The sequence below is a fragment of the Xanthovirga aplysinae genome (genome assembly GCF_009711365.1).
GTDB classification, from domain to species: domain Bacteria; phylum Bacteroidota; class Bacteroidia; order Cytophagales; family Cyclobacteriaceae; genus Xanthovirga; species Xanthovirga aplysinae.
The window spans coordinates 1-240 of the sequence record NZ_SMMB01000040.1; the positions used below are offsets into that span (position 1 = coordinate 1).

Consider the following 240-nt stretch of genomic DNA (forward strand, 5'->3'; position numbering starts at 1 on the left):
CCCAATTCAACTGGAATACTTCCACTTAATTGATTAGAAGACAAATCCAATAGTTGTAGATTCGTCAAATTACCCAATTCAACTGGGATATTTCCAATAAATTCATTAGAAGCAAAATCCAAATTTCTTAAACCCGTCAAATTGCCCAATTCAACTGGAATACTTCCACTTATCTGATTATATGACAAATCCAAATATTGAAGCTTCGTTAAATTGCCCAATTCAACTGGAATACTTCCA

1 protein-coding gene is annotated in these 240 nt (G+C 32.9%); it reads right to left on the reverse strand.

Annotated elements, in window-relative coordinates; all coding sequences use genetic code 11:
• Positions 1–240 (reverse strand): leucine-rich repeat domain-containing protein (locus E1171_RS00035; protein ID WP_187696065.1); only part of this gene is annotated, 240 nt, incomplete at both ends.